General features: G+C 67.1%; 29 protein-coding genes. 18 read left to right on the forward strand and 11 right to left on the reverse strand.

From position 1 onward, the window contains the following. The first annotated feature begins 2 nt into the window (after window positions 1–2). From tolR to pal, 4 genes are all read left to right on the forward strand, one after another. Window positions 3–446, forward strand: a complete 444-nt coding sequence (tolR, locus tag FFS08_RS18840; RefSeq protein WP_137864377.1) for a protein TolR — start codon at window positions 3–5, stop codon at window positions 444–446. After that, the gene (gene tolA, locus FFS08_RS18845; RefSeq protein WP_137864395.1) at window positions 446–1,261 is read left to right on the forward strand and encodes a cell envelope integrity protein TolA; all 816 of its coding nucleotides are present in this window, start codon (window positions 446–448) and stop codon (window positions 1,259–1,261) included. The genes tolR and tolA overlap by 1 nt, the downstream gene beginning before the upstream one ends. 7 nt (window positions 1,262–1,268) lie before the next feature. Next, complete coding sequence (gene tolB, locus FFS08_RS18850; RefSeq protein WP_137864376.1) at window positions 1,269–2,657, forward strand: Tol-Pal system beta propeller repeat protein TolB; 1,389 nt, start codon at window positions 1,269–1,271, stop codon at window positions 2,655–2,657. Between the two features lie 68 nt (window positions 2,658–2,725). After that, window positions 2,726–3,238, forward strand: a complete 513-nt coding sequence (pal, locus tag FFS08_RS18855) for a peptidoglycan-associated lipoprotein Pal (RefSeq protein WP_137864375.1) — start codon at window positions 2,726–2,728, stop codon at window positions 3,236–3,238. A gap of 62 nt (window positions 3,239–3,300) precedes the next feature. Here pal and FFS08_RS18860 read toward each other — a convergent pair whose 3' ends face one another. Continuing rightward, window positions 3,301–4,698, reverse strand: a complete 1,398-nt coding sequence (locus FFS08_RS18860; protein WP_171012711.1) for a serine hydrolase domain-containing protein — start codon at window positions 4,696–4,698, stop codon at window positions 3,301–3,303. Window positions 4,699–4,829: 131 nt separating this feature from the next. Here FFS08_RS18860 and FFS08_RS18865 point away from each other — a divergent pair, with 131 nt between their 5' ends. The 4 genes from FFS08_RS18865 to FFS08_RS18875 are packed head-to-tail and all read left to right on the forward strand — an operon-like array spanning window position 4,830 to window position 6,368. Next, the gene (locus FFS08_RS18865) at window positions 4,830–5,735 is read left to right on the forward strand and encodes an SPFH domain-containing protein (RefSeq protein ID WP_137864373.1); all 906 of its coding nucleotides are present in this window, start codon (window positions 4,830–4,832) and stop codon (window positions 5,733–5,735) included. Between the two features lie 17 nt (window positions 5,736–5,752). After that, window positions 5,753–5,968: a type II toxin-antitoxin system antitoxin gene (locus FFS08_RS18870; RefSeq protein WP_137864372.1), complete on the forward strand. Its 216-nt coding sequence runs from the start codon at window positions 5,753–5,755 to the stop codon at window positions 5,966–5,968. Beyond that, window positions 5,965–6,093 (forward strand): hypothetical protein, encoded by a 129-nt coding sequence (locus FFS08_RS24255; protein WP_283214675.1) that lies wholly within the window; start codon window positions 5,965–5,967, stop codon window positions 6,091–6,093. The genes FFS08_RS18870 and FFS08_RS24255 overlap by 4 nt, the downstream gene beginning before the upstream one ends. Next, window positions 6,090–6,368, forward strand: coding sequence for a hypothetical protein (locus FFS08_RS18875; protein ID WP_137864371.1), 279 nt, complete (start codon window positions 6,090–6,092; stop codon window positions 6,366–6,368). The genes FFS08_RS24255 and FFS08_RS18875 overlap by 4 nt, the downstream gene beginning before the upstream one ends. On the opposite strand, the gene FFS08_RS18880 is transcribed toward FFS08_RS18875, so the two are convergent. Continuing rightward, window positions 6,365–7,201, reverse strand: a complete 837-nt coding sequence (locus FFS08_RS18880; RefSeq protein WP_331483266.1) for a S1/P1 nuclease — start codon at window positions 7,199–7,201, stop codon at window positions 6,365–6,367. The two genes, FFS08_RS18875 and FFS08_RS18880, sit on opposite strands and share 4 nt — an antisense overlap. Further along, complete coding sequence (locus FFS08_RS18885; RefSeq protein ID WP_137864369.1) at window positions 7,201–8,418, reverse strand: acyltransferase family protein; 1,218 nt, start codon at window positions 8,416–8,418, stop codon at window positions 7,201–7,203. Before FFS08_RS18885 ends, FFS08_RS18880 begins: the two co-directional genes overlap by 1 nt. Window positions 8,419–8,529: 111 nt before the next feature. On the opposite strand from FFS08_RS18885, the gene ispG reads away from it, so the two are divergent. The 6 genes from ispG (at window position 8,530) to FFS08_RS18915 (ending at window position 12,198) form a co-directional block, all read left to right on the forward strand. After that, window positions 8,530–9,654, forward strand: coding sequence for a flavodoxin-dependent (E)-4-hydroxy-3-methylbut-2-enyl-diphosphate synthase (gene ispG, locus FFS08_RS18890; RefSeq protein WP_137864394.1), 1,125 nt, complete (start codon window positions 8,530–8,532; stop codon window positions 9,652–9,654). A gap of 36 nt (window positions 9,655–9,690) precedes the next feature. Further along, window positions 9,691–9,936 (forward strand): AbrB/MazE/SpoVT family DNA-binding domain-containing protein, encoded by a 246-nt coding sequence (locus FFS08_RS18895; RefSeq protein ID WP_137864368.1) that lies wholly within the window; start codon window positions 9,691–9,693, stop codon window positions 9,934–9,936. Beyond that, window positions 9,936–10,313, forward strand: a complete 378-nt coding sequence (locus FFS08_RS18900) for a type II toxin-antitoxin system VapC family toxin (RefSeq protein ID WP_212742041.1) — start codon at window positions 9,936–9,938, stop codon at window positions 10,311–10,313. The genes FFS08_RS18895 and FFS08_RS18900 overlap by 1 nt, the downstream gene beginning before the upstream one ends. 2 nt (window positions 10,314–10,315) lie before the next feature. Then, window positions 10,316–11,218 carry a DMT family transporter gene (locus FFS08_RS18905; protein WP_137864366.1) on the forward strand — a complete coding sequence of 301 codons (903 nt, stop codon included), beginning with the start codon at window positions 10,316–10,318 and terminating at the stop codon, window positions 11,216–11,218. After that, entirely contained in the window at window positions 11,215–11,688 is a 474-nt protein-coding gene (locus tag FFS08_RS18910; RefSeq protein WP_137864365.1) for a GNAT family N-acetyltransferase, read from the forward strand. The genes FFS08_RS18905 and FFS08_RS18910 overlap by 4 nt, the downstream gene beginning before the upstream one ends. Before the next feature lie 129 nt (window positions 11,689–11,817). Beyond that, window positions 11,818–12,198: a TfoX/Sxy family protein gene (locus tag FFS08_RS18915; protein WP_137864364.1), complete on the forward strand. Its 381-nt coding sequence runs from the start codon at window positions 11,818–11,820 to the stop codon at window positions 12,196–12,198. A 47-nt stretch (window positions 12,199–12,245) separates the two neighbouring features. Here the strand turns inward: FFS08_RS18915 and FFS08_RS18920 are convergent, their stop codons facing one another. The 5 genes from FFS08_RS18920 to FFS08_RS18940 form a co-directional block, all read right to left on the reverse strand. Further along, on the reverse strand, window positions 12,246–12,797 hold the full coding sequence (locus tag FFS08_RS18920; RefSeq protein ID WP_137864363.1) for a hypothetical protein: 552 nt from the start codon (window positions 12,795–12,797) through the stop codon (window positions 12,246–12,248). Between the two features lie 139 nt (window positions 12,798–12,936). Next, on the reverse strand, window positions 12,937–13,590 hold the full coding sequence (locus FFS08_RS18925; RefSeq protein ID WP_171012712.1) for a DUF1345 domain-containing protein: 654 nt from the start codon (window positions 13,588–13,590) through the stop codon (window positions 12,937–12,939). After that, window positions 13,587–14,237, reverse strand: coding sequence for a hypothetical protein (locus FFS08_RS18930; RefSeq protein ID WP_137864362.1), 651 nt, complete (start codon window positions 14,235–14,237; stop codon window positions 13,587–13,589). Before FFS08_RS18930 ends, FFS08_RS18925 begins: the two co-directional genes overlap by 4 nt. 29 nt (window positions 14,238–14,266) lie before the next feature. After that, entirely contained in the window at window positions 14,267–14,815 is a 549-nt protein-coding gene (ppa, locus tag FFS08_RS18935; RefSeq protein WP_137864361.1) for an inorganic diphosphatase, read from the reverse strand. Between the two features lie 41 nt (window positions 14,816–14,856). Continuing rightward, window positions 14,857–16,761 (reverse strand): M61 family metallopeptidase, encoded by a 1,905-nt coding sequence (locus FFS08_RS18940; RefSeq protein ID WP_137864360.1) that lies wholly within the window; start codon window positions 16,759–16,761, stop codon window positions 14,857–14,859. A gap of 149 nt (window positions 16,762–16,910) precedes the next feature. On the opposite strand from FFS08_RS18940, the gene FFS08_RS18945 reads away from it, so the two are divergent. Then, on the forward strand, window positions 16,911–18,212 hold the full coding sequence (locus FFS08_RS18945; protein WP_137864359.1) for a methyltransferase family protein: 1,302 nt from the start codon (window positions 16,911–16,913) through the stop codon (window positions 18,210–18,212). Window position 18,213: 1 nt separating this feature from the next. On the opposite strand, the gene FFS08_RS18950 is transcribed toward FFS08_RS18945, so the two are convergent. Together FFS08_RS18950 and FFS08_RS18955 are read right to left on the reverse strand one after the other, a co-directional pair. Next, window positions 18,214–18,954: a 16S rRNA (uracil(1498)-N(3))-methyltransferase gene (locus tag FFS08_RS18950; RefSeq protein ID WP_137864358.1), complete on the reverse strand. Its 741-nt coding sequence runs from the start codon at window positions 18,952–18,954 to the stop codon at window positions 18,214–18,216. A 32-nt stretch (window positions 18,955–18,986) separates the two neighbouring features. Further along, a complete protein-coding gene (locus FFS08_RS18955) occupies window positions 18,987–19,727 on the reverse strand; it encodes an EF-hand domain-containing protein (RefSeq protein ID WP_249341242.1) in 741 nt (246 codons plus the stop codon). Window positions 19,728–19,840: 113 nt separating this feature from the next. On the opposite strand from FFS08_RS18955, the gene ubiA reads away from it, so the two are divergent. The 3 genes from ubiA to FFS08_RS18970 are packed head-to-tail and all read left to right on the forward strand — an operon-like array spanning window position 19,841 to window position 22,911. Next, window positions 19,841–20,755: a 4-hydroxybenzoate octaprenyltransferase gene (gene ubiA / locus FFS08_RS18960; RefSeq protein WP_137864357.1), complete on the forward strand. Its 915-nt coding sequence runs from the start codon at window positions 19,841–19,843 to the stop codon at window positions 20,753–20,755. Window positions 20,756–20,786: 31 nt separating this feature from the next. After that, window positions 20,787–22,133, forward strand: a complete 1,347-nt coding sequence (locus tag FFS08_RS18965; RefSeq protein ID WP_137864356.1) for a TldD/PmbA family protein — start codon at window positions 20,787–20,789, stop codon at window positions 22,131–22,133. Next, window positions 22,126–22,911 (forward strand): 3'(2'),5'-bisphosphate nucleotidase CysQ, encoded by a 786-nt coding sequence (locus FFS08_RS18970; RefSeq protein WP_137864355.1) that lies wholly within the window; start codon window positions 22,126–22,128, stop codon window positions 22,909–22,911. The genes FFS08_RS18965 and FFS08_RS18970 overlap by 8 nt, the downstream gene beginning before the upstream one ends. Before the next feature lie 109 nt (window positions 22,912–23,020). Here the strand turns inward: FFS08_RS18970 and FFS08_RS18975 are convergent, their stop codons facing one another. Next, window positions 23,021–24,442: a cadherin repeat domain-containing protein gene (locus tag FFS08_RS18975; RefSeq protein ID WP_137864354.1), complete on the reverse strand. Its 1,422-nt coding sequence runs from the start codon at window positions 24,440–24,442 to the stop codon at window positions 23,021–23,023. Window positions 24,443–24,568: the final 126 nt, after the last annotated feature.

A 24,568-nucleotide genomic window follows, 5' to 3' on the forward strand; every position in this document is an offset into this window, starting at 1 on the left:
CGATGGCGATGCACCTCCCTTCGAACAAGGGCCGCGGCCGCCGCCAGCCCATGGCGGAGATCAACGTCACGCCGCTGGTCGACGTGATGCTGGTACTGCTGATCATCTTCATGGTCACTGCGCCGCTGCTTACCGCGGGCGTGCCCGTGAACCTGCCCGAGAGCCGCGCCAAGCCGCTCGATCAGGATCAGAAGCCGGTCCAGATCTCGATCGACGACAAGGGCCAGATCTTTGTCGACGACGCGCTGACTTCGGACGCGGCGCTGCCCGGCAAGCTCGAGGAAATCGCCGGCCGCGCGCCGGGCCCGGACGGCAAGCCGGCGGCAGTGTTCCTGCGCGCCGATCAGGGCCTGGGCTATGGCAAGGTGATGAAGGTGATGGGCGAGCTCAATCATGCCGGGCTCAACCGCGTCTCGCTGATCACCGATGCGAGCGCCAAGCCGTGATGGATCGGGCGGAGGGAGCAGGGCTGACGGTTGCGCTGATCGGGCACGCGGTGCTTTTCGGCGTGCTGTCGGTCGGCTTCCTCGCCACGCCCAATCCGGCCGAGCTCAAGCCGCAGCCGATCGAAGTGACGCTGGCCGACAAGGTCGCGCTCGAAAGTACGACGCCGGCGGTCAGCACCGAAGACCAGAAGATCGACTATGCGCCCGAGCCGGCCCCCGGCGCGCCCCAGCCCGCGCCGGCCCGGCCGGAACCCGAGCCGGAGGTCGCCAAGCCCAATCCCGCGCCGCCCAAGCCGGCCCCGGCGCCGGTGCCGAACGCGAAACCGCAGCCGCCGGCCAAGCCGGTCAAGGCGCCGACCAGCCCGAGCACGCGGCCCGAGCCCAATCGCAAGCCGAGCCTCGATCTCGACAACATGATCAAGAATATCGGCGGCGGGCCCAAGCCGAACACGGCGACGAACCCCAATCCGCCGGGCGCTGTGATGTCGAGGGAAGCCGCGGCGAATATCGGCTCGGCCATCCAGCGCCAGGTCCAGCCTTGCGCCGATCGCCAGGTGAGCCCCGGCCCGGGCGCCGACCGCATCTGGGCGGTGGTGAACCTTCAGATCAACCGTGACGGATCGCTTTCCAGTCCGCCGCGTATCGTCCGCCACGACGGCGTGGACGACGAGAACCAACGTTATGTGACGCGCGTTGACGATGCGGTGCGCGCGATCTTCGCCGGCTGCTCGCCGCTGCGCGGGCTGCCCCTGGAGCTCTACGACGTGCCCAATGGCTGGAAGAGCTTTACCCTTCGCTATCGAATCAAGTCCTGAGGAACCCATGATGATGCGCACCATGACGGCGATGGCCATTGCCCTTATCGCGACCGCGGCGACGGGCCCCGCGCAGGCGCAGACCGTGCCGCAGCAGACCGCGCCCGCGCCGACGCCCACGCCGGGCCAGGATGGCGGCCTGGTGGTCGATGTCGAGGGTGGCATGACCGCGCCGCTGCCGATCATCATCCCGGCCCTTCCCACTTCGGAAGTGGCGCAGACGCCGGCAGGCCCAACCGATCAGCTCGGCCAGAAGCTTGCCCAGGTGATTGACGACGATCTGCGCAACACCGGCTTGTTCAAGACGATGGGCCCGAACGCGACGCGCAGCATCGCCTATGCCGAAGTCGCGGCGCCGAATTATTCGGCCTGGGGCGGGGTGACCGGTCAGGCGCTGGTCCAGGGCTATGTCCGCGCCAACGGCAATGGCTCGCTGACGATCGGCTGCTATGTCTATGACATGGCGGCACGTACCGAACTGGTCCGCCAGGGCTTCGTCGTCTCGCCGGCCGATTGGCGCCGCGCCGCGCACAAATGCGCCGACGCCGTCTATACCCGCCTCACCGGCGAAGGGCCCTATTTCGACAGCCAGGTCGTCTATGTCGCGGAGACCGGGCCGAAGAACAAGCGCCGCAAGCAGCTGGCGATCATGGACCAGGACGGCGCCAACCACCGCTTCCTGACCAACGGCCAGTCGATCGTGCTCACGCCGCGCATGAGCCCGAAGCAGAACGCGATCGTCTATATGAGCTATACGCAGCGCAAGCCGGCCATCTATGTCTACGACATGGGAACGCGGGAGAACCGGCTGCTCGTCTCGAATGTCAGCCTCAGCTTCGCACCGCGCTTCTCGCCCGACGGACGCCATGTACTCTTCTCGATGGCACAGGCCGGCAATACCGACATCTATCGCATCGCGTCGGCGGGCGGCGAGCCGCAGCGGCTCACCAACTCGCCGGGCATCGACACCGGCGGCAGCTATTCGCCGGACGGCTCGAAGATCGTGTTCGAGAGTGATCGCAGCGGCACCCAGCAAATCTACGTGATGAACGCCGACGGTTCGAACCAGCACCGGATCAGCTTCGGCGGCGGGCGCTATGCCACGCCGGTATGGAGCCCGCGCGGCGATCTGATCGCCTTCACGCGCACCGGCGGTGGGGCGTTCCGTATCGGCGTGATGAACCCGAGCGGCGGCGGCGAGAAGCTGCTGACCAACAGCTGGGGCGACGAGGCGCCGAGCTGGTCGCCCAACGGCCGCGTGCTGATGTTCTTCCGCTCGGCTCAGGGTTCGGGCCGGCCGGACCTGTGGTCGGTGGACCTCACCGGCACCAATGCGCGGCGCATTCCGACGCCGCTCGACGGATCGGATCCCAGTTGGGGACCGATTCGTCCCTGAAACGTCACGTCATCCGTGCTAAGGCCCTGGCAAGCGGCCCGGGTGCGATGAGAGAAGGAGAAAAGACCATGTCCAAGATCACGACCGGCCTGGTGCTCGGCATCGCGCTGATCGCCACCGCGGGCTGCGCCAAGAAGCGCGACGCCAGCACGATTCCGCCCGCGCCGTCGGAAACCGGCCCGGTCAATACGGGCGAAGGCGACAGCGACACGGTCGCGGCGCCCATCAACGAGCAGTTCCGCCGTGAAGTGGCGAGCGACACGGTGCATTTCGCCTTCGACCAGTACGACATCGATCCCCAGGCGCGGGCGATCTTGGACAGCCAGGCGCAGTGGCTGAACAGCCACCCGAACACCCGGATCACGATCGAGGGGCATTGCGACGAACGCGGCACCCGCGAGTACAACCTCGCGCTGGGCGACCGCCGTGCCAATGCGGCCAAGAATTACCTGGCTTCGCGCGGCATTTCGCCTGCGCGGATCACCACGATCAGCTATGGCAAGGAGCGCCCGATCGCGCTCGGCTCGGACGATGCCAGCTGGGCGCAGAACCGCCGCGCAGTGACGATCGTCATCAGCTGAGGCGCAGCTTGTCCGGAAAGGGCCGTCGGGGGGAACTCCGACGGCCTTTTCGTACCCGGCGGCTAGTTCACCCGTTCCAGCGCCAATGCCGGGCCTTCGCCCTTGGCGAAATAGTCGAGCCGGATCACCTTGCCGGCCGCGTCGCGGACCGGGGTGAAATAGCTGATCTCGTCCGGGATGAAGCGGATGTCGCCCCGGGCGTCGAGCATGAGGGGGATCGCCGGGCGTCCCTCGCGTACGAGGGTGAGACGGCCCTCCGCGAACGCCAGGGTACGCGACGTTGCTGGATCGCTGCCATAGGTCCCGGCGAGGGCGACCGCTTCCGGCGGCAGGGCCCGCTCGGCGCCGGGCAGCGGATAGGGCTTGCTCAGGGCCGCCGCCGCCATGCGCCGGGCAAGCGTCTGCGCATCGAACGTATCATTGTTTGCGAGCACCACGATCACCGTGTCCGACACGGGCAGATAGAGCAGCGCCGATGCGAAGCCGTCGATCTGGCCGGTATGCCCGATCGCCGTCTGGTCGCGGATCTGCCAGATATAGAGGCCCAGCCCGTAGCGCTGTTGCAGCGGCACGCCGGCGAGCGCGGGCTGCGCCATCTGGGCGAAGCCGGCCGCGCTCACCACCCGGCCATGCGCCAGCGCCCGCATCCAGCGCATCAGGTCCGCTGCTGAGGATCGCAGCGATCCCGCGGTCTTGGGGAGCGACATGTTGAAGGCGGCGGCGTTGCGGAGCTGCCCCTCGGCCAGCGTATATCCCGCGACGCGCCGCGTCACGATCGCGTCCCGGCGGTCATAGGCGGTGTCGGCGAGCCCGAGCGGCACGAACAGGCGCGTGCGCATCGCTTCGTCCCAGGACTGGCCCGTCACTTTCTCGATCACGGCGCCGAGCAGCATATAGCCCGAGTTGGAATAGCGCTGCTCGGTGCCCGGGGCCGAGCGTAGCGGCCGCGCCGCGATCCGCGCGACTTGTTGCGCCAACGGCACTTCGCCCGGGCCGAAGGGCGGCTGGGGCGTGGCGTCATTTTCCGCGATTCCGGCGGTGTGGCTTAGCAGCTGGCGCAGCGTGATGCGCGGATCGAGCGGCAGCTCCGGAAGGTAGCGCACCGCCGACGCATCGAGCGCGACCTCGCCGCGCTCGGCCATCTGCACGATCAGTGCGGCAGTGAAGCTCTTGGTGATCGAGGCGATCCGGAAGATCTGGTCCGGCGCCATCGGTACGCCGAGCTCGGTTTCGGCCATGCCGCGCGCGCGCCGATAGAGGATCGTGTCGCCCCGCGCGATCAGCACGGTGGCGCCTGAGCCGCCGGCATCGACGGTGGCGGCCAGTGCCGCATCCGCGTCGCGCGGGATCGCTGCGTTCGCGGATTTGGCCGGCGTGGACCTGGTCGGAGCGGATTGGGCCGAAGCGGGCAGGGCAGGCAGCAGCAGGGCCGCATAGAGAGCAGGCAGAAGCGGTCGCATCGATTTCCCCCGATCGAGATCGCGCGATCCTCGCGAGGCCTGAATGAGCCTCAGCTGAACATCGCCCGATTCCACCTTGCGGAGCGAAGGGATTCGATATAAATACGATATCATAATTTCGGGAGATAGTGATGACCGACCTTCGTAGCGCCGCTCCGGCACTGCGCCAGAGCAGCGAGAAGTCCGCGATCACGATGAGCGGCTATGGCATGCTCATCGTGCTGCTGGTCGCGCTGGCCGCTACGGCGGGGGCGTTCACCCAGATCGACCGGATGGCGGACTGGATCGTGATTTCCTGGCTGCTGGTCTCGATCCTGATCGAGCTGTTCGTCCTCTGCGGCTTCTACCTGCTCCAGCCCAACCAGGCGGCGGTGGTCACGCTGTTCGGCGACTATCGGGGCACGGATCGCACCACCGGCCTGCGCTGGACCTGGCCGTGGATGAGCAAGAAGAAAGTCTCGGTGCGCGCCAACAACATCATTTCCGAGCGCATCAAGGTGAACGATCTGCGCGGCAATCCGATCGAGATGGCGGCACAGGTGGTGTGGCGCGTGACCGACACCGCACAGGCGCTGTTCGACGTCGACGATTACAAGGCGTTCGTGAACGTCCAGATCGAGGCGGCGGTGCGCACGATCGGCTCGCGCTATCCCTATGACGATTTTGAGCACCAGGAAGTCACGCTGCGCGGCAATCACGACCAGGTCGGCTCGGAACTGCGCGAGGAGCTGATCGCCCGCCTGCGCGTGGCCGGCATCACCGTCGACGAATGCGGCTTCACGCATCTGGCCTATGCGCAGGAGATCGCCGGCGCGATGCTCCGCCGCCAGCAGGCCCAGGCAGTGGTCGCCGCCCGCCAGACGCTGGTCGAGGGCGCGGTGGGCATGGTGGAGATGGCGCTCGCCCAGCTCTCCGCCAAGCAAGTGGTCGATCTCGACGACGAGCGCCGCGCCGCGATGGTCTCGAACCTGATGGTGGTGCTGTGTGGCGAGCGCGATACCCAGCCGGTGGTCAACACGGGCTCGCTCTATCAGTGATGCGCAAGGCGTAACCCGTGTCCCAGTCGCCGCAGAAGAAAGCCTTTCCGTTGCGCCTCGATCCTGCCCTGCATGCGGCGATCGAGCGCTCGGCGGCGAGCGACCTGAGAAGCATCAATGCCCAGGTCGAATGCCTGCTGCGCGAGGCACTGGCGCGGCGCGGCGTGAAACTGGCGGAGCCGGTGCGGCCCAGGCGCGGGCGCCCGCCCAAGGCGAAGGAGGAAGGCGAATGATCGTGAAGCTGCATCGAGAGCCGCCGTGCGGCGCGCCGGGCGGGATCGCCGTGACGGCATCGTTCGTCCAGGGTGCCTTGCACGGCTCGCCGGCCCCGAACGGTTCGGAGGGAGCGGACGCATGAGGTTCTCGCGGCATTTCGACACGCGCCTGGGCGGCGTCCGTCCCGGCTATTGGTTCCGGCCCAAGCGTTTCGGTTTCGGTGCGGTGCCGGCGACCTGGCAGGGCTGGATGGCGACCCTGGGCTTTGGCGGCATTGCGGGCCTGATCGCGCACCAGGCCGCGCAGCGCGACCGGCTGTGGCTGGTGCTGCTCGTGCCGCTGGTTGCTGCCTTTCTGTGGCTCGTCGCGGTCAAGACCGACGGCGGCTGGCGCTTCCGCTGGGGCGGAGAGGACTAGGCCAGCGCCTCGTCGAGCAGCCGGGCGAGGCGCAGGCCGCCCTTGATCACCTGAGTGCGGGCCTCGGGCACCCATTTCTCGATCATCGCCTCGCTGATCGCGACGCGGCCGGTGATCGGCTTGCAGGCATCGCCGCCGTTCAGATCGGCATAGACGGTTCTGGCCAGCTCCCAGCTGTCCTTGCCCCAGTCCTGCACGGAGCCGCCGCCCAGCGCGGCGCGGTCCTTGCGGCCATAGGTGCGCACGATGTTCGGGCCCGAGGTGATGGCGCGTTCGGCGAGCAGCCCGTCCCATACCGAATGGAGGTTGAGCCGGTCGGTGGTGTAGATGCCATAGCTCACCATCGCCTTGTTGCCGCCGGCGTCATGGTCGTGCTCGGCGCCGTGGAGCGGCTGGCCGATATCGCCGACGAAATGCACGAGGAAGAGCAGCGCCTTCACGCGCTCGACCTGCGGAGCCTTGCGGTCCTTGAGGATCTTCACGTCGCGTTCGATCTGGGCGGAGACGCAATTGCCGTCCTTGCACTCGGCGGTCACGTCAAAGGGCTTGCAGACGTCCGCGTCCTGATAGTGCCATACCGACGCATAGCGCCAGTCGGCGCCCAGCTTCTTGATGCAATCGGCCCAGACCGACGCCTCTTCGATATTGGTCGCAGGGCAGCTTTCGGTCTTGAGCAGGTCGGTATGGCGGAGCAGCTCGGCGATCTTCGCGCGCGCGGCGGGAGTCACGTTGCGCCATGCGATCGCGGCGACGGTCTGATGGCCATATTCCCAATAGGCATTGGCAGGCGCGGCGAACCCGAACAGGGCCGCGAGGATCAGAAGAAGGCGCATCAGACTACTCCATTGGCAGGCGCCGTCTCCCTAGCAGAGTGGCCGCGCCGCGCCAGCCGGTTGAGTCCGATCAGCGGCCGCAGCCAGGCGATGCGCCGGCCGATCAGATAGGTCGCCGCGCACACGGCGCCGGTGCCGCCGAGCAGCAGCGCGAACTCGGCCGGCGCGCCGAGGCCGAACGGGAGCGAATACCAGGCGATCAGGACGATCGCGGGATGGTGGACGATGTAGAAGGGGAACACCGCCTCGGCGAGCGGCTTGCGTAGCGGGTGGTCATGGTTCCAGCGCGTCTCGGCGATGTGGAACAGCGCGAGGATCATGCCCCAGGCCATGGCGGTGCGTGCGGCGCGGTCGAGCGCCATCACTTCGTGCGGCGGCACGCGCGTGCCCGGCCACAGGAGCTCGACGGTGACGATGATCGCGCCGGCCAGTGCCGCCATCGCCGCCGCCGGCTTCCAGCAGCGCGCCACCGCCGGCCACAGCCGCGGCGCGCCGGCCAGCGCGAAGCCGAACAGGAAGATCGGAACATATTGGGAGTGCCCGCCCCAGTCGCGCAGCAGCCCTTGCCGCTCGGGCGCGACGAACAGCAATGCCAGCCGCGCCGCGGCAAGCACCAGAACCGGCACCCAGAGCAGCCTGTGGCCCTTGGCCAGCCAGTCCGCCGCAGTGCCGATCGCGCGCATCGCCCGGCCGCCGCCCGGCGCCAGTACGCCGGCGAGCAGCAGCGAATAGGCGGCGAGATAGGCGACGAACCACAGATGCTCCCAGCTGGGAAACTCCCGGCCCCAGAAATCGCCGGAGCGCCAATAGTCGAGCGCCCAGAAATGAAGATAGCCATGGGGATAGCCATTCTCCATCACTCGCACCCACATCTCGAGCGGCACCAGTGCGACCATGCCGAAGGCGAGCGGCACCAGCAGCCGCAGCGCGCGCGAGCGGGCGAAGTCGCGCGCACCGGCCGATCGGTCGAACAGCTTGCGCGAGGCATAGCCGGAGACCGCGAAGAGCAGGGGCAGGCGCCAGGGCGTCAGCAGCGCCATGGGCGGGATCAGCCAGCCAAAGGCGTAGTTGGTCTTGATCACCCAGTCCCAGGGCGAGAAGGCCATGGCGATATGGTAGAGGATCAGCAGTGCGAAGGCGGCGATGCGCAGCCAGTCCATGCCGTAGTGGCGCTGGCCGGGGCGCGGGGCGGCAGCAAATTGTGGGTCGTGCTGCAACGCGCGAGGCCTTGATCCTGGAAACGAGCCGGAGAATTAGCACCGCGCCTGTTAGCATCGCGTAAACCGCACCGGGTTGGCGCGGGCGCGGGGCGAGCGTATATGGCGCCCATGTCCGTACGTCCCTGGCGCGATATCGTCCGGCGGCCCAGCCGTCAGATCATGGTGGGCAACGTCCCCGTAGGCGGCGATGCGCCGGTGACGGTGCAGACCATGACCAACACCGCCACTTCCGATGCCCGCGCGACCATCGACCAGATCCGCCGCTGCGAAGATGCCGGGGTCGACATCATCCGCGTCTCCTGCCCCGATGTCGAATCGACCGCGGCGCTCAAGCAGATCGTCCGCGCCGCGCGCGTGCCGATCGTCGCGGACATCCATTTCCACTACAAGCGCGCGCTCGAGGCTGCCGATGCCGGCGCTGCGTGCCTGCGCATCAACCCGGGCAATATCGGCAGCGCCGACCGAGTGAACGAAGTGGTCAACGCCGCCAAGGCCAATGGCTGCGCGATCCGGATCGGCGTCAACGCCGGCAGTCTCGAGAAGGACCTGCTCGAGAAATATGGCGAGCCCTGTCCCGAGGCGCTCGTCGAATCCGCGCTCGACCACATCAAGCTGCTCCAGGACCGCGACTTCCACGAATTCAAGGTCGCGGTGAAGGCGTCGGACGTGTTCCTCGCCGTCGCCGCCTATCAGCAGCTCGCCGATGCGGTGGATTGCCCGCTGCACCTGGGCATCACCGAGGCGGGCGGCTTTGTCGGCGGCACGGTGAAGAGCGCGATCGGCATCGGCTCGCTGCTCTGGTTCGGCATCGGCGACACGATTCGCGTCAGCCTCTCGGCCGAGCCCGAGGAGGAAGTGCGCGTCGGCTTCGAGATCCTCAAGGCGCTCGGCATCCGCAACCGCGGTGTCCGCGTCGTCTCCTGTCCGAGCTGCGCGCGCCAGGGCTTCGATGTGATCCGTACCGTCCAGGCGCTGGAGGACCGGCTCCAGCACATCCGCACGCCGCTCTCGCTCTCGGTGCTGGGCTGTGTGGTCAACGGCCCGGGCGAGGCGCGCGAGACCGATATCGGCCTTACCGGCGGCGGCAACGGCAAGCACATGGTCTATCTGTCCGGCGTAACCGATCACACGGTGAACGATGCAGACATGCTCGATCACATCGTCAAGCTGGTCGAGGCCAAGGCAGCGGAGATCGAGGCGGCAAATGGTGCCGCCGCAGTGGCGGCAGAATAGGTCTCATGCTATATATCAGGTCCTGGAGGGCCTGACATGACCTATCACGCCAAGGTGATCGCCGGCGGCAAGATCGTCATCCCCGCGGAGCTGCGCCGCGAGCTTGGGATCAAGGACGGGGATGTGCTGGTGCTCGATCGCGCCGCCGATGGCTCGCTCGCGGTCAAGACGCATATGCAGGTCATCCGGGACGGGCAGCAGAAGATCCGCGCGATGATCACGCATCCCGTCACGGTGGACGACTTCATTGCCGACAAGCGTGCGGAGGCCGAACGCGAATAATGTTCGTCCTCGATGCCTCCGTGCTCCTCGCCCTGCTGCTCGGGGAATCGGGCGCCCAGCAAGTGGCGGCGGTGGTTCGCGGGGCCGAGATGTCGATCGTCAATCTGTGTGAGGTGGTCACCAAATTGTCGGAGGGCGGCGCTGATCCGGACCTGGTATATGGAATCGCGATTTCCTACGGGGTTCGCGTTCAAGCCTTTCGGGAGGCACATGCGATAGAGGTGGCGAGATTGCGCCCGCTCACCAGGCATCTTGGCCTGTCGCTCGGTGATCGGAGCTGCCTGGCGCAAGGCAGATTCAGTGCATTGCCGATCCTCACCGCAGACGCCCGGATGGCATCCGCCGATATCGGCCTCGACATCCGCATGATCCGCTGACCATGTCGCGTGCCACTCCGATCCTCGCGGCCCTGCTCGCCGCCGGGGCGGGCATCGCGCTCTATTCGATCATGGATGCGGTGATGAAGGGCCTCAGCCTTGCCATCGGCGCCTATGCCGCGCTGTTCTGGCGGCTCGTCGTCGGCGTGACGATCATGACGCCGCTCTTCGCCCTTGGCCGGCCGCGCCTGCCCGCGCGGCGCATATTGGCAATCCATGCGATCCGCAGCGCAGTGATCGCGGTGATGGCGATCGCCTTCTTCTGGGGGATCGTCCGCGTGCCGCTGGCAGAGGCGATCGCGCTCACCTTCATCGCACCGCTGATCGCGCTCGGCCTCGCGGCGATCTTCCTGAAGGAGAGGATCGGGGCGCGTTCGGTCCTGGGCTCGCTGCTCGGGCTGGCGGGGGTAGGCATCATCCTCGCCGGCCAGCTGGGCGCGCCGCACCGGCCCGATTCGGGGATCGGCATGGCGGCGGTGCTCGTCTCCGCGCTGTTCTATGCGGTCAATCTCGTCATCGCGCGCCACCAGGCGCAGCAGGCCGGGCCGATCGAGATCGCCTTCTTCCAGAACTGGTTCATCCTCGCCCTGTTCGCGCTGCCCGCGCCCTGGCTGCTGGTGGCGCCGGCGCCGGGGCAATGGCCGCTGGTCGCGCTCGCCGCCGCGCTGGCGGTCGCGTCGCTGCTGCTTCTCTCCTGGGCCTATGCGCGCGCGGAGGCACAGGTGCTGCTCACGGTCGAATATACGGCCTTCATCTGGGCGGCGATCATGGGCTGGCTGTTCTTCCGCGAGCCGCTCACGCTCGTCACTGTCGCCGGCACCTTGCTGATCGTCGCGGGATGCTGGATGGCAGCACGCAGCCGGCCCGGTATCGCCGAGCCCGAAGTGGAGCCCGCCCTTTCATGATCGCCATCCGTACCGCCACGCCCGACGATGTCGCGCTGATCCTCGATCTCGTCCGGGAGCTCGCCGTCTATGAGCGTGAGCCCGATGCCGTGGTGGCGACCGAGGCGATGCTGCACGATGCGCTGTTCGGGCGCCGCGTCGCCGAGAGCCTGATCGCGGAACTCGACGGCAAGCCTGTCGGCTTCGCGCTGTTCTTTCACAATTTCTCGACCTGGACGGGCAAGCCCGGCATCTATCTCGAAGACCTGTACGTGACGCCCGGCGCGCGCGGTTCGGGCGCGGGCAAGGCGTTGCTCCGCCATCTGGCCGGCATCGCGCTCGATCGGGATTGCGGACGCTTCGAATGGGCGGTGCTCGACTGGAACACGCCCGCGATCGATTTCTACCGGGCGATGGGGGCGCAGGCGATGGACGAATGGACCGTCCAGCGCGTCACCGGCGATGCGCTCGTCGCGCTGGCCGGGCGCTGAGCATTGCGCGAGAAGATGGGAAGCGGCTATTCGTGAGGCAATGCGATCACGGGATACTCCGATGGCCTGGGTGCTGCCGATCCCCGATGCCGTCGCCCGCGTGCCCGTGCTCGAGCTGGCGGGGCATTGATGGCGGTGGACCAGGGCCTGGTCGAATGGGTCAAGGAGGCGATGGCGCCGGTCGGCACCGTCACGTCCAAGCGGCTGTTTGGCGGCGCCGCGCTCTATCTGGACGGGCTGGCCTTCGCGATCCTCGCCTTCGATGCGCTATGGCTCAAGGCGGACGCGGAAAGCGCGGCGGATTGGGGCGATGCCGAGCGGTTCTCGGTCACGCGCGAGAATGGCAAGGTCCAGTCGCTCAACTATCGCCGGGCACCCGACGAGACCTATGACGATGCTGACGCGCTGCGCCGCTGGGGATTGCTGGCGATCGAGGCCGCCAGGCGCGCGCCGCCGAAAAAGCTCGGGGCCCGGAAGCGGGCCCGGCGGAGAACCCGGGCAGGTTCTTGACTCGGTTTCCGTCATCCCCGCGCGGGCGGGGATGACGGGCTGGCAGGCTAGGGCAACGCGTTCACATTGGCCGGAGTGCAGGGGTCGAGGAACTTGGGCGCCGGTCCGGCATCGCGTACCGGCAGCACGCTCTCGCCCGAGGCGCTCTTGTAGAGCAGGTTCATCTGGGCCGTTTTGAGCGCGGCGGGATCGTCGCTCGGCAAGTTGATCACTACCCGGCCCAGCGGCCCCGAGGTCGTGCCCTTGGGAACCAGCTTGGACGCGGCATTTCCCGTCAGCAGATACGTGAACGAGGCGCCGGGCGTCCCCGGCACCGTGTTCCCCTTGGAATCGCCATTGGCGAACAACTTCGCCGGATTGAAGTTGAAGTCCTTCGCGCCCGACGCTTTGTTCTCGATCGAGACGATGTCGTAGAACAGGAACATGCCCGAACCGGCCGACGTCGTCGTGTGCGGAGAACCCGTCGGGTTGCTGTCGAACAGGTAGCAGTTGGCCGGCTGGCGATAATGCAGGATCACCGTATTCTGGCATCCGCCCAGTAATATACTGCCGACGGATCCGATAAGTATCGCACGAATATTGGCGTGGAGTTGCAGCATCATCTGCCTCCTTCAAGGGAAGATGGAAAACCGACTCGCGCCCGATGGGGGTATATTATTTCGATTCGCAACTGTCTTGCGAAGTCGGATAAGGGACCAATTCGGATACTTGCGGATCGACGGTGCTGCGGGCAGCCCGTTAGCCTCCACCCAGCACGTTGATGCTGAACGCGATGATGCCCAGGTTGAACACGAACGCGGCCAGGCAATGCGCGGTCACCACACGTCGGATGCGGCGGCTGGTGATGTTCATGTCGCTGGTCTGGAAGGTCATGCCCAGGCAGAAGGAGAAATAGACGAAGTCCCAGTAATCGGGATCGGGCGTCTCGGGAAAGGTCACGCCGCCGCTGTCGCCGCCGCCCGCCTTCTCCGAATAGAAGAGATGCGCATAGTGCAGCGCATAGATCGTGTTGCTGAAGGTCCAGCAGAGCGCCAGCGTGCCGACGATCAGAAACAGCGCCCAGTCCTGCGTGCGCTCCTTCTCCATCAGCTCGCTGGCGACCGCGGCCAGGATCACGAGGCTCACCAGCCCGGTGATCACCAGCAGCAGGAAACGGTTCGCGTCGTTCCGCTTGGCGGATTGCCGCATCCCTTCGGCCTCCTGCCGGAAGAGCGGGGCGATCGCGGTGAGGAAGGTGACTGCGCCGATGTCGAACCCGATCATCAGCCCGAAGCGCAGGCCGAGCAGGGGGATGGCGAGCCAGCCGGCGACCAAGGTGACCACGAGGAACAGCAGGAAGCGCGGTGGGGCGACGACGTTGCCCAGGCCGCGGCGGGAGTGCCGCCGGCTCATGCCCGGCTCGCCCAGCGGGCGTTCAGCGATCCGATTGCGGCAAGGGCCAGAAGCGCCATCCATGCATAGCTGTGCGCCTGCATCATGGCAGGGTCATGCGGTGCGGTGAAGAGGAGCCAGAGCGATGCGAGGCCGCCGCCCGCCAGGGGGATTGCGGCGATCTTGCCCGGGATCGGCCCGCGCCAGGCAAGCGCGGCGAGCAGCAGCTCGCCCAGTCCCAGCAGCGCGAATTTGCTGCGCACGGCGAGGAACAGCGCGCCGAACAGGTCGGGCGGGCTCTGCCAGTGCGGCACGAGCTGGAAGAGGATCAGCCCTTCGACCTGGTCGAGGAGCGCCGCGATCAGCAGCGCGGCGATGGCCGCCAGCGAAAGGCGGCGCGCGCCGTTCCGCAGCGCATGGGCGCCGAGCGCCAGAAAGGCGGCATAGGCGGGGATGAAGGCCAGCGCGTCCCACCAGCTCGCGCGGATCTGCGCGGCCTGGAAAATGGCGGAGCAGGGCGGGGCGCCGAAGAGTTCGGCGAGCGCGGCGGGGCTGCGCACCAGTTCGAGCGCGATGATCGGCCCGGCCCCGTGCGTGGGCCCGCAGGCGACGAGGCCCGGGATGCGCCCGAACCCCATCGACGCGGCCAGCGTCGCCAGCCCGGCCACTGCGCACAGTCGCCAGGCCAGCGTGCGGGTCAGGCGGCCTGGGCCTCCTTGGCCTTCTTCGCGGCTTCGATCGCCTCGATCACGATCCTGCGCGCTTCCTCGGCATCGCCCCACTGGCCGATGCGCACCCACTTCTCGGACTCCAGGTCCTTGTAGTGCTTGAAGAAGTGCTCGATCTGCTGGAGCACGATCGACGGCAGGTCCTGCCGCTCGCCGATGTCCGAATAATAGGGGAAGGTGCTGTCCACCGGCACGCAGATCAGCTTCTCGTCGCCGCCGGCCTCGTCCTCGAGCTTGAGCACGCCGATCGGGCGGGCACGCACCACGCAGCCCGGCACGAAGGGCGAGCGCGCGATGACCAGCGCGTCGAGCGGGTCGCCGTCGGGCGAGAGCGTGTGCGGCACGAAGCCGTAATTCGCCGGGTAGCGCATCGGCGTGTGCAGGATGCGGTCGACGAACAGGGCGCCGCTGGCCTTGTCGAACTCATACTTCACCGGCTCGCCGCCGACGGGAACCTCGATGATCACGTTGAGGCTGTTCGGCGGATCGTCACCCACCGGAATCAAATCGATACGCACGCTATGCTTTCCTTAAGCTGGGCGGTTGCGCCCCCCAGTCCTTATTTCGGCTGGAGGAGCTTATCCAGGCCAGCCTCTCCTTCGGTTGTTTTCTCGAGGTGCGGATAGCGCAGGCCGTCATGATAGTCGATGGCCACGTCGCGATAGCGCGAACCGCGCTTCAGGGTGAGCCGGATCGGGTCCTTCGTGCCCTTGGCGGCCTTCACTGCATCCTTCAGCTTGTCGCCGGTAAAGGCCTGGCCGTTCACCGCAACGATCTCATCGGCGAGGGTGATGCCCGCGTCGAAGGCCGGGCTGCCCCACATCACGCCGGAAATGCCCTTCGGGCCGATCGACAGGCCCAGCGAATAGGAAAGATCGGTGGCCGTCTTCGGCGTCGCCTTGTTGGGATGCTCGGTATAGACCAGCTTGTAGCCGTTGCGCTCGAAGCCCTTCAGCGGCGCCCGCTCGGAAACCTGGTTCACCCGCTCGTCGAGGAATTTCTTCCAGTCCCAGGGCAGGACCTGGTTGAGCGTCGCGGCCACGTCGTCGAACGTGTAGGTCAGCTCGCCATAATCGCCGTCGCGCCCGCCGAAGAAGATGCGCGCGAAATCGTCGATCGATTTGGTGCCGCCGGATTTCTCGCGGAGGATCGAATCGACCTCCATCCAGATCAGCAGGCCCTCGTTGTAATAATCCTCGCTGCGCTGCCAGCTCACCCAGCCCTTGGGCGCGCGCGGGCTGATGACGGGGTCGTTGGTGGTGTCGACCAGCGGGCGCCAGGTGCGGCCCTGCCGGTTGTCGAGGTTGGCGGCGATGCCGGCATAGGCCTCCAGCGTGTCCGCCTTGCTCACCAGACCCGAGCGCGCCTGGAAGACATAGCCCCAGAACTGCGTCTGGCCTTCATAGACCCAGAGCAGCGAGCCGCGCATCGGCGCGCGATAGTCCGGAGTCCACAGATCGGCGCCGCGGCGGAACTTGCCGTCCCAGCTATGGGTGTATTCGTGCGGCAGCAGGTTGCGGCTGGTCGCCTTTTCGTCCCATTTGGTGAAGAAGCCCAGCCCGGTGCCGTTCTCCGAGCTGCGGTGATGCTCCACGCCGATCCCGCCCAGTTCGTCGCTGATCGAGAACAGGAAGCGGTAATGGTCGTAATGCTCGACGCCGAAGGTCTTCACGGCCTGGTCGACCAGGCGCTTGAGCGCATCGACCTGCTCGGGCTTGGCCGCCAGTTCCTCGGGCGTGTCGGCATAGGTCTCGACCGAGACGCGGTCGCTGAGCTTGAGCTGGCGGTAATAGCGGCCGGCGAGCACCGGCGAATCCATCAGCACGTCATAATTGGTCTTGTCATAGGTGTAGACCGGACCCGCCACCTTGGCGTCCACCGCCGAGCTGGCGGTCCAGCCTTCGGGATAGGTCACCTTGGCCTCGATCGGGATGCGGCGGACGAAATAGCCGGCCGGATAGAGGCTGAGCGAGAAGAATTGCAGGCTCATCAGATTGGGCGTCATCACGATGCGGCCCTGGTCCGACACCGTGGCCGAGACGAAGTTGAAGCTCAACTCGAGCTTCTTCACCCCCGCCGGCACGTCGATGTGAAAGGCGAACACGTCCACCGGATCGCGCTTCCACGGGATCACCTTGCCGTTGCCGCGGATCACCAGGCCGCCCAGCTTCTCGATCTCGCCGCGCGGGCCGTGCTTGCCGGGGATCCATTTCGGATAGAGCAGCACCATGTGCCCGCTCTTCGCGACCGGGATGGTCTCCTTCACGTTGAAGATGCCGCGCGCCACGTCGGTCGCGTCGATGTCGAGCGTCAGCGTGCCCGGATAGGCGATGTCGCGCGCATCGGGGATGGTGTTGACGTGCGCCACCGGCTGCGGAGCCGAATTCTGCACGGCAGAACTTTGGGCGAGCGCGGGAGCGGAGACGGAAGCGAGCAGGGCGACTGCGGCGAGCGCGCGGATCATTTTCAGGAGCGACCTCTCTTCTGGACGTAACGGGTCATAGGACCGTCGATGCGGACAATGCAATTCTCCCTCTTCGCTCCGGGGCGGGCGGTGGGAGTGGGAGAAGATGCTAACGGGACGCTAACCATTGCACGCTAGCTGTTTCGGCCATGTATCACGATCCCAAGCTGGCGGCCGAGGCCAAGGCCGATCCACGCCCGCGCTCGGCGGTGAGCACCGGCGTCGGCCTGGCGGGGCTGGCCGGCATGGCGGCGTGGACGGCCCTTGCGACGATCTATCGGCTCGACGGGCCCTATTCCTCGCTGGTCAACGTCCTGGCCTGCGCCATTCCGATGATCCTCTGGTCGGTGCTGGTCGACAAGGTGCATCTGAACCCCTCGACCGGCATCGACTGGTCGTCGCAGCGGACGCTGCGCGACACGCTCGACGTCTCGGTCACCAAGCTCACCGGCCTGTGGCTCACCTGGGGCGGGATCGCGCTGATCTATGCCGTCTTCCGCTTCTGGTGGACGGGTCGCCACGCCAATTTCGCCTTCTCGATCTGGTGCATCGAAATGGCGGCGCCGGCGCTGTTCCTGCTTTCCATTCCCTATGTGCTGTGGCTCGATCGCAAGCTGGTGCAGCCCAGGGACGGCGCCTGGCATCTCGGCGCCTGGCTGATGGGACTGAACGAGCCGATCGACCATGGCGCGATCCAGAACCATCTGCGCAGCTGGGCGGTGAAGGGTTTCTTCCTGGCCTTCATGCTCTCGATCGTGCCGCCCAATTTCGCCGATTTCGTCGGCTGGAACTTCGACCGGATGTTCGAGAGCCCAGCGGTGATCGCCAATTACTGCATCGCGTTCATGTTCGTGATCGACGTGGCCTTCGCCACCGCCGGCTACATCCTGACGATGCGGCCGCTCGATTCGCACATCCGGACGGCCAATCCCCACGCAGCGGGCTGGACCGCGGCGCTGATCTGCTATCCGCCGTTCGTGCTGATGAATGAGGGCGGCGTGCTCGACTATCATACCGGCAGCGCCGACTGGACCTGGTGGTTCGGCGGCCATCCCTGGATCCTGGGCGGGCTCGGCGCGGTGCTGGTGGTGCTGACCGGCATCTATGCCTGGGCGACGATCGCCTTCGGCCTGCGCTTCTCGAACCTGACGCATCGCGGCATCCTCACGCACGGGCCCTATGCGTGGAGCCGCCATCCGGCCTATCTTTCGAAGAACCTGTTCTGGTGGCTCTCGGGCCTGCCCTTCCTCGCCACCACCGGCTGGATCGAGGGGCTGCGCAACGCCGCGATCATGGCAGTGGTGAGCGGCATCTATTATTGGCGCGCGCGCACCGAGGAAGAGCATCTGGGCGCCGATCCGGACTATCGGGAATATAGCGCCTGGATGCAGCGCAACGCCCCGGTGCCGCGCTTCTTCGCCTGGGCGGGCCGGCTGGTCCGCCCGGCCTAGCTCACCAGTCCCCCGCCGCGCCCATCCATAGCGTGACGGCCGCCGCGGCCGCGGTCTCGGCGCGCAGGATGCGCGGTCCTAGCGCGATCCCGATCGCCCGGGGATGCGCCCTGATCGCTTCGCGTTCGGCATCGTCGAACCCGCCCTCGGGCCCGATCAGGATCGCGGCCGGCCCCGGATGGTCGCGCATCGCCTCGATCGCGTTCACGCCGCCCGCCTCGTCGGCGAAGAACAGCGTCCGCGCCGCGGGCCAGTCGCGCAGCAGCGCGGACAGCTTCACCATTTCATCGAGCCGGGGCAGCGCAGTGCGCCCGCATTGCTCGGCCGCTTCGATCATGTGCGTGCGGAGCCGCTCGAGATTGAGCTTGTCGACCACGCTGCGCCGCGTCAGCACCGGCACCAGCCGGTCGACCCCCAGTTCGCAGGCCTTTTCGGCGATCCAGTCGATCCGCCCCTTCTTGATCGGCGCGGCGCACAGCCACAGGTCGGGCACCGCCTCGCGGGCGCGCAGCAGGTCGGTGATTTCCAGGATCAGGTCGCGCTTGCCGATCTGCCGCGCCACGCCGGCCCATTCGCCGGTGCGATCGTCGAACAGCTTGATCGCCTCGCCGAGTTTGATCCGCATCACCGAGATCAGATAATGGGCCTGCGCACCGTCGATCCGGATCTCGCCGGGGGACAGTTCGGCGTCGACGAACAGGCGCGGGGCGGATTGGGGCGGCCAGGCGGGCGTAGCGGGCATGGCACCGCTCTAGCGCCCGCGTCGGGCTCCCGTCACTCCCCCATGCCGCCTGGGCCCATGCCGCCTGGGCCCATGCCGCCTGGGCCCATGCCGCCCGAGCCCATGCCGCCCGAGCCCATGCCGCCCGGGCTCATACCGCCCATGCCGCCGCCGCCACGCCGGCCGCCGCCATGCCTGCCCATGCCGCCCCGGCCGCCGCCGCGCTTGCCCTGTCCGAAGCCGGGCGGCGAGAGCTTGGGCAGCTCGGACTTCTCCAGCTTGCCGTCGCCATTCTTGTCGAGCATCGCGAAGCGCTTGTCGGCAGCGATGCGGAATTCGCGCGCGTCCACGCCGCGATCGAAATTGGTGTCGGCGACGATCACCGGCTCGGGATAGTTGAAATAGCCGAAGCGCGCCGCACCCTGCGGCACATAGACGGGCTTCTTCGCCGGGGCGTCCGAGTCGTCGGAGCTCGACGACGCTTCGGGCGGGGCATTGCCGACGCTGATCATCGGCGCGATCTGCGTCTCGTATATCTCGATCTCGTCCGGATCGATCTCGCCGTCCTTGTTCCTGTCGAGCGTCGCGAAGAAGCGCGCCGCATCGGCCTCCATCTCGTCCAGCGTGAGCACGCCGTCATGGTTGGTGTCGGCCTGGTCGAACCAGATATTGGGCGCGTCGTGCCCGCGGAACGGCTCCCCCATCGGGCTGATGAAGAAACTGGGCGTATCGTCGGCCAGGGCGGGCATGGCGATGGAGGCGAGCGTCAGGCCGGCGAGAAGGAGGAGGCGCATCGAATGTTTCCAGCGTGAAATGACGACGACATCCCCCTGTACTCCGATTGTCGCAGAAATGTGCCAGATTGTTGCGGGCTTGATCTTTGCGGCGGCTGCGCGGAGGACGGGCCATGGCCGAAGCGCAGCAGATCGTTCCCGACACCGAGCATCGCGGGCTGGTGGGCCTGCTTCCCGCCGGCTGGCGGCCCTATGCGCTGCTCGCCCGCTTCGACCGGCCGATCGGCTGGTGGCTGCTCTTCTGGCCGGGCGCCTGGGCCGTCGCGCTCTCGGGCGGTGCGGTCCGGCAATGGGGACTGATCCTCTGGCTGCTGCTCGGCAGCATCGCGATGCGCGGTGCGGGCTGCGTCTATAACGACATCGTCGATCGCGACCTGGACCGGCAAGTGGCGCGGACCCGCAGCCGCCCGGTGGCAAGCGGCGCGGTATCGGTGCAGGCGGCCACGGCATGGCTCGCCGCGCTCTGCCTGATCGGCCTGCTCGTCTGGTTCCAGCTCCACTGGCCTGCCCGGCTGGTGGCGCTTGCCAGCATCGCGCCGGTCGCCGCCTATCCCTTCATGAAACGGATCACCTGGTGGCCCCAGGCCTGGCTCGGCCTGGTCTTTTCCTGGGCTGCGCTGGTCGGCTGGGTCGAGATCGGCAGCCAGCCGCTGCTCCCGCTCGCATGGCTCTATGCCGGCTGCATCGCCTGGGTGATCGGCTATGACACGATCTATGCGGTGCAGGACATCGAGGACGATGCGCTGGTCGGCGTCCGCTCCTCGGCCCGCGCGATGGGCGGCCATGTCCGGGGCGGGGTGACGCTCTTCTATCTCGCCGCGCTCGGCTGCTGGGGCGCGGCCTTCTGGCAGCTCCGCCCGGATCCGCTGGCATTGGCGGCGCTGCTTCCGATGGCGCTCCACCTGCTCTGGCAGGTCGCGACGCTCGATCCGCAGGACGGCGCCAGCGCACTCGCCCGCTTCCGCGCGAACCGCAATGCGGGGCTGCTGATGTTCGCCGCCTGCCTGGTCGTGGGTCAGACGCTTTGACGTTGCGCCCGCGCATACCTAAGTCGGCGCGATGCTGACCATCTCCGAAGCCTGTGAACGCGCCGCCGATGCCGTTGCACGGGCGCGCGCCGCGGGCGCCGACGCCGCCGATGCCGTGTTTGCCGCCGACAGTTCGCAATCGGTCTCGGTGCGCATGGGCGCGCTCGAGGATGTCGAGCGCTCGGAGAGCGAGGAGCTCGGCCTGCGCGTGTTCGTCGGGAATCGTTCGGCCAGCGTCTCCACTTCCGATCTCAGCGCCGCCGCGATCGACATGCTCGTCGAGCGCGTCGTCGCGATGGCGCGCGAGGCGCCCGAGGACAAATGGGCGGGCCTCGCGCCCGAGGATCGCCTGCTCCACGGCAGCCCGCCGATGCTCGATCTCGATGACGGCGCCCGGGTCGATCCGCCCAGCCTGAGGGAGCGTGCCCGCCAGGCCGAGGAAGCGGCGCGCGCCGTGCCGGGCGTGACCAACAGCGAGGGCGCCAGCGCCGGCGCTTCGCGCTCGGTGATGACGCTGGCCACCAGCCACGGCTTTGCCGGCGGCTATGCCCAGACCAGCCACGGCATCTCGGCCAGCGTGCTTGCCGGCGCGGGCGGCGGCATGGAGCGCGACTATGCGCATCATTCCGCCCGGCATGCCGCCCTGCTCGAGGCGCCCGAGGCGATCGGCCGGCTGGCCGGCGAGCGCGCGGTCGCCCGGCTCGATCCGGCCAGGATCCCCAGCGGGACGATGCCGGTGGTGTTCGATCGCCGGGTCTCGGCGGGGCTGATCGGGCATTTCCTCGGCGCGATCGGCGGCGCCGCGATCACGCGCAAGACCAGCTTCCTGCTCGATCGGCTCGGCCAGCAGGTCTTCGCCAAGGGCGTGACGATCCGCGACGATCCCCACCGACCGCGCGGCCTGCGCTCGCGCCCGTTCGACGGCGAGGGCCTGCCCGTCCAGCCGGTCAAGCTGGTCGATGCCGGCATGCTCGAGACCTGGCTGCTCGACAGTGCCTCGGCTCGCCAGCTCGGCCTGGAGCCGACCGGCCATGCCGCGCGCGGCATTGGCGGCGCGCCTGGCGTGGCGCCCTCCAATCTCTACATGGAGGCTGGCCACATCCCCGCCGCGACGCTGGTCGGCGAGATCGAATATGGCGTTCTCGTCACCGAACTGATCGGCCAGGGCGTCAACGGCGTCACCGGGGATTACAGCCGAGGGGCGGCGGGCTTCCTGATCGAGAAGGGCGAGATCACCCGCCCGGTCTCCGAGATCACCATCGCGAGCAATTTGAAGGACATGTTCCTGGCGATGACGCCGGCGAACGATCTCGAGTTCCGCTACGGGATCAACGCACCGACCATCCGCATCGATGGGATGACGATCGCCGGTGCCTGAGGCCGGCCTCGCCTCCGAAGTTGCGGCGATCGCCGCGGAGGCAGGCCGCCTCGCCATGGCGCGCTGGGATACGGATTTCAAACGCTGGGAGAAGGTGCCGGGAAGTCCGGTCTGCGACGTCGATCTCGAGGTCGATTCGCTGCTTCGCATCCGGCTCGCTGCACTTCTGCCCGATGCCGGCTGGCTCTCCGAGGAGACCGCCGACAATAGCGACCGCCTGTCCCGCCGGCGCATCTGGGTGGTCGATCCGATCGACGGCACCCGCGACTATCTGCGCGGACGACCGGGCTGGGCAGTGTCGATCGCGCTGGTCGAGGACGGCCAGCCGGTGATCGGCGTGCTCGACGCGCCCGCTCGTGACGAGGTCTGGAATGCCGAGGCGGGGCAGGGCGCGTTCCGTAACGGCACCCGGCTCGCCGTGACGCCTCGCGAGACGCTCGCGGGATCGCGGGTGCCCGCCGATCAGCTACCCAAGGTCGACAGCGACCTGGTGATGGTCGCCAAGCCCAATTCGATCGCGCTGCGCATCGCGATGGTCGCAGCGGGCGAGGCGGACCTGCTCGCCACGATCCGCTGGGGCAATGAATGGGACGTCGCCGCCGCGGTGCTGATCGCGCGCGAGGCAGGGGCGGCGGTGACGGATGCCCTGGGCGGCCCACTGGCGTTCAACACGCCCAGTGCACAGGCCTTTGGCGTGCTCGCCACCTCCCCCAGCATCCACGCCGCTGCGGTCGAGCGCCTGCGCGACCGCGCAGAGGCCGCGGTGGGAAGCCGCTAGAACTCGGCGTTTTGCTACTGCGGCAGGCACGATGGGGGAAACCGGCGGGATCGTGCGCCCGCTCTGGGCGCACCTCGGCAACTACTGCGCCTTCCTCGACATGCTGCGGTCAGGACAGCGACTCCACGATGTAGAGCTCGCCATCGCTGTCCATGATGTAAATATTCGCATTGTCGGCGGATATGAGAAGCGGGTGTTCGATCGTTCCCGATTCCGGAACGAAATCCGCCGTTCTTACGACAAAATCCGACGCCGACAGGGGCTGCCCCGACCGAAGACGGCTGAGCGGAGCCGTCAAGATCGCTCCAGCGCGATCCGCGAAGACATATTGTCCCCTCAGAGATGCGATCCGACCTCCTTCCGGATAGGCTTGCCCGCCGACGATCTGGGCACCGAAACTTGGGTTGGATCCCTGCGAATAGGCAAGAGCCGGGTCGACGGCATTGGTAACGGCGCCTCCGAGATTCTGAAATCCTTCGCGAGCGGGAGAACCGAAATTCAACGGGGTGGCTGAAAGTGGGTGATAGTTTATTTCCTCGGCTACCCCCGTCCCGTGATCGGCGATGATGAGCCCGACCCGAGCGGATACAGGATCCGTGTAGCTGATGATCCCACGCACATCATGCAGGCCAGAAGCCAGATCGACCCTGCCGCATCCCGCCGCAATGAGCTTGCCGAATGGACTTGCGGGGTCTTGCGCGCCTGAAGGCCCGGCCTGCGTGTCTCCAACCGCTACATAAGAGCCCCCGCCCAGCGCGACGGTGATTTGCGATGCCGGATCGACATACGGCACGATCACGTCAGTGCATTCCTTAAGACCAAACAGCAATGAAAAGGAGGGGTAATGGGTCAGCATCAGGCGCTGGGCGGTATCCAGGTAAAGATAGTTCAGATTGTAAGGGAAGGGAGGATTGACGGAACTGTTTGCCGTCACAGCCAGAAGGCCGTTCGGCTGGAGCTTGGACATCGGCGGCCGCCCGGCGTTCCTGCGCGCCATCGTGCGCGGGTCGATGCCGATAATGGTCCCGTCGCGCTGCGCGACAAGGATTTCCCCGCCGCCCGCGTACATGACTCCAACGGGCGATACGAACCCGCTCGCGATCCGGCGCACACGGATGCCTTCCCGACTGTTTTCGACGGTGACTTTCAGATCGATTGATGCGGTCTCGCGTCCATCGCTCACGGAAAGCCGCACGACATAGACATTGTCCCCGTCGGCATCCCCGGGTGCGTCGAAGTCCGGCCGGGCGGCAAAAGTCACATTTCCTGAAGCGTCGATCCTGAATTTCGACGCATCCGCGCCGCCGGAGATGGAATAGGTCAGCGGATCGCCTTCCGCGTCGGTTGCCGTCAGACGATAGCTGAGATCCTGGTCCTCCACGACCGACACGGTCGCGGCCGACGTAATTGTCGGCGGAGTATTCGGGCGCGCGTGGGAACTTCCGGATGAACCGCTTTGACCGTCGCAAGCAGCGAGAGCGAGAGAAAGGGCGGCCAATACAAGCGTGCGCGAACCGATGGTCTGTCTCATGGAAGGCTCCTCATCGATTTTCGTGTGCTTTCGTCTATTTGATTTAATCAGCTAGCAAGTTCGCGAGCGAAGCCCACTCAAGACGCAGCCAGGTTTCCCACGCGTTGCACGCGAGCTATTCGACCG

It is taken from the genome of Sphingomonas sp. 1F27F7B (assembly GCF_005503355.1).
Taxonomy (GTDB): Bacteria; Pseudomonadota; Alphaproteobacteria; order Sphingomonadales; family Sphingomonadaceae; genus Sphingomonas.